The organism is Carnobacterium sp., from assembly GCF_040274425.1.
Window position 1 is genome coordinate 1 of sequence record NZ_JBEMBC010000154.1, and the last position, 2,998, is coordinate 2,998.

The window sequence follows — 2,998 nt, forward strand, 5'->3', positions numbered from 1 at the left end:
TGGGCACAACCCAACAAGTCCTTGTTGTTCATCAGATGCGGAATGGCATCCTCTTGGATAGGCGTTGCTTTCGTATAGCCTGCTTCTTTTAGCGCGTGCAATAGGTGTTGGTTCAATTCTAATTCATTAAATAACAAATGGTTCTCCCTCGGCATGTTATACATGCATTTAATTTTTGTGAATGTGTTCCAGATTAGGTTGGTTTAGCATACGAGAGTCTGACTATCTTTCAAAAATCGACCTAATCCGAACAGGTATATAATTTCTCTGAGAAATAGCGTGACTGGGCTATTGTATCAGAAATGGAAGTGAGAGTCACACTATTCCTTTTTTTGGATTTTAGAGTTTTTATTTTTACATAAAGATGATTTTCAAAAACACTTATTTTTGGAAAAGTAACTAGTTATCTTATGATAATTTTTACTTTATTGAATGAAAATTTAAAATTCCTTTTATCCCACAGCAATTGTCCAATAAAAAGAGACAATAGTGTCCGCAAGTGAAAATAATAATAAGTTAACCAAGTTAGAATGTGATTTAGAATTTTAATGAATTTAGTTTGTCTACATGGCTTTTTTTGAATTAACCAATAGAAAAATATCGGAATAGTAAATCTTACTATAAATATTTGTGAATAATTGAACATTTCTATTTACTTTAATAAAATTCAATCATATAATTAGAATCGAAGATACTTATCAATTTAAAAAGTTTGATTTGTCTTATATAGTTATCTGGTTTTAGACAATATATAAAAGTATGAAAGTGCAGAACTGAACGAATAGAAAAAATATAAAATAATTGGAGATGAAAAAATGACTATACTAAAAACAATGAAATACTTAGGTCTTATTACAGCTTCAACCTTGTTGCTAGGGGCGTGTGGAGAAAAAAATGCTGCTGAAGAACAGACAGCTGCGAATGAACAGTCAATGGAACAGACAGAAAAAACAACTTTTCCATTAACGTTGGATAATTACACTGCATCGTCAGAAGGCGCGGTATTTTCAGAAAAAGAAATCACGTACGAATTTAGTCCAAAATCGATTGTGGCCAATAATCAGGGAACAGCGGAGTTGCTGATCCAACTTGGATTAGCTGAAGACATTGTAGGCGTAGCTGCCTTATACGGTGAAGGGGATGAAGCGGTGACTGAAGATTTCTCTAGCATTCCTGTTTTGTCAGAAGGATACGTAGGAAAAGAATTAGTTGTAGGTACTGATCCGGATATCGTTGTGGGGCGTGGGCAACTGTTTGCCAATGCCGAATGGGGAACAGGAACAGTTGAAGAATTAAATGACGTGGGTATTCAGACGTATATTCAAGCGACATCAACGACTGGCGCAACTTTTGAGGATATCTATACAGACATTGATCAGTTAGGAAAATTATTTACGGTTGAAGAGAAGGCACAACAATTTTCAACGGATGTGCAAACGCGGATAGACGCGATCGTCGCAGCCATTCCTACTAAACAAGAAACACTTGATTATGCGTATATTTTTGGAGCAGAAGGTACGAATGTGGATATTTACAGTGGAGCAGCAGACACTTACTTAAACGATGCATTAAGCTATATGAGTTTAGAAAATACATTTTCAGATGCAACGGGAGAAATAAGTGTGGAAGCTTTATTGGAAGCTGATCCAGATGTATTATTATTGGTTAACTATACTGGTGGACGCGATCCCAAAGAAAGCTTAGCTGATTTGAAAGCAAATGACGCACTTTCAAGTCTGACAGCAATCAAAGAAGACCGTATCTATACGATCGATTACAATCAGTTCTGGAGTTATGGGTACCAAATTTTAACCGGTATGGAACAACTCAGCGCTGAAATGCAGTCAAAAAATTAATTTATAGTAGGAGGGAGTAAGCTGATGAACCACATCGATAAACAACGAAAGTTATTTTATATGTGTTTACTCCTTCTTATTGTATTGATTATTTTTTCGGTTGGAATCGGTGTCGCGATCGGACAAGTTGCAGTGCCTTTAAAAGAATCTTTTCAGATACTGCTCAAAAATTTGTCAGGTGGAAGGATTGATAACTTACCGGGAGGTTCTTCTGATTCTTTCGAAAATATCATCTGGCAGATTCGTTTTCCGAGAGTACTATTAGCGATGCTCACAGGTATGGGCTTATCCTTAGCTGGTGCGGTCATGCAGACAACGGTCCAGAATCCACTCGCAGACCCTTATATTTTGGGTATTTCTTCTGGAGCCTCTCTGGGGGCAACATTTGCTATCATGATCGGCTTTGGTGGAACCAGTATATTGGCTCAATTTGGTTTGTCTTTTTGGGCATTTTTAGGTGCTGTGATAGCTGCTCTGCTAGTCTTACTGCTGTCGAACGCTACTGGACAAATGAATTCAATCAAATTGATTTTATCCGGGATGGTATTAAATGCTCTTTTTACAGCCTTTTCCAATTTTATTATTTATATTGCTAACGATGCGGAAGGGATTCGTTCCGTCACTTTTTGGATGATGGGAAGTTTAGTAGGAGCCAGTTGGTCCAAGCTTCTTTTGATAGCCACCGTTGTTCTGGTTTGTTTGCTCTTTTTCTTAACCCAAATACGGACGTTGAATCTTATGTTATTAGGCGATGAATCAGCCATTACGCTTGGAGTAAATTTGAAATTTTACCGCAAATTGTATCTCGTTATTACGTCGGTTTTAACGGGAGTCATTGTGGCAAATACTGGAATGATTGGATTTGTAGGGTTGATTATCCCACATATTGTCCGTGGGATAGTCGGGTCAAATCATCGGTATTTTTTACCATTATCAGTTTTTTCAGGATCCTTATTCATGGTATGGTGCGATATCTTGTCTCGCATTATCCTGCCAACGGTTGAATTGCCTATTGGTATTTTAACCTCTTTAATTGGTGCACCACTGTTCATTTATATTTTTGTGAAAAAAGGCTACGAGTTTGGAGGGTAAGTATGAATTTAACGATTGATAACGTATCGGTATCTATTGCCTCTCAGAAG

The 2,998-nt window shown here is 37.1% G+C and carries 2 protein-coding genes; both read left to right on the forward strand.

Annotated elements, in window-relative coordinates; all coding sequences use genetic code 11:
• Positions 1-815 precede the first annotated feature (815 nt).
• Positions 816-1,856 (forward strand): ABC transporter substrate-binding protein, encoded by a 1,041-nt coding sequence (locus tag ABS911_RS14840; protein WP_350468196.1) that lies wholly within the window; start codon positions 816-818, stop codon positions 1,854-1,856.
• Between the two features lie 24 nt (positions 1,857-1,880).
• Complete coding sequence (locus tag ABS911_RS14845) at positions 1,881-2,948, forward strand: FecCD family ABC transporter permease (protein ID WP_251166314.1); 1,068 nt, start codon at positions 1,881-1,883, stop codon at positions 2,946-2,948.
• The last annotated feature ends 50 nt before the right edge of the window (positions 2,949-2,998 follow it).

Coding starts and splice junctions, on each gene's coding strand:
- ABS911_RS14840 (WP_350468196.1), top strand. CDS start 816: ATGACTATACTAAAAACAATGAAATACTTAGGTCTTATTACAGCTTCA.
- ABS911_RS14845 (WP_251166314.1), top strand. CDS start 1,881: ATGAACCACATCGATAAACAACGAAAGTTATTTTATATGTGTTTACTC.